This is a genomic window from Vibrio sp. 10N.222.49.C9, from assembly GCF_041474985.1.
Taxonomy (GTDB): domain Bacteria; phylum Pseudomonadota; class Gammaproteobacteria; order Enterobacterales; family Vibrionaceae; genus Vibrio; species Vibrio crassostreae_C.
The window spans coordinates 1-439 of the sequence record NZ_JBFRVD010000445.1; the positions used below are offsets into that span (position 1 = coordinate 1).

Consider the following 439-nt stretch of genomic DNA (forward strand, 5'->3'; position numbering starts at 1 on the left):
ACCCTGAATTAAACAATACCGCCTGTTCATATCCAAGCCAGTCACATAAGGCGTCTTGCAGTTGCAAATGCGCGTAGGAAAACCCTGTCACCATAGGCGAGGCGGCGCTGCCTACACCGTGGCGGTCCACTGCCGTTTTCCACGCCTCTTTCAAGGTGTTGTCATTGGCAAGCCCTAGGTAATCATTACTAGAAAAATTAACGAAGCCCTGCTCAGCTATTTGGACCTGTGCTGTATTTCCGCCATGAACAGGGGTGAGGGTTCTAAGTAGCCCCTGTTCACGTCTTTGTTGCAGTGCGCTCGTGATCCTCGATTCAAACAGTGGCATCGTAGAAAAGATCATCTTTTGTCGGTCTTGCAGCCACCCTTTCAGTGACCTGCTCGAGCAATTCATGCTCTTGGATCTGATCAGGTTTCTGGCTGGTTGCTAGTGTATTGA

At 49.9% G+C, this 439-nt stretch carries 1 protein-coding gene and 1 pseudogene; both read right to left on the minus strand.

All coding sequences use genetic code 11. From position 1 onward, the window contains the following. The coding region (locus AB4585_RS23905) for an aminotransferase class I/II-fold pyridoxal phosphate-dependent enzyme (RefSeq protein ID WP_372171247.1) at nt 1-328 on the minus strand (328 nt) is incomplete at its 3' end. Continuing rightward, nucleotides 315-439 (minus strand): annotated as a pseudogene (locus tag AB4585_RS23910) (biotin synthase); the annotation flags it as partial. The pseudogene AB4585_RS23910 and the gene AB4585_RS23905, both read right to left, overlap by 14 nt.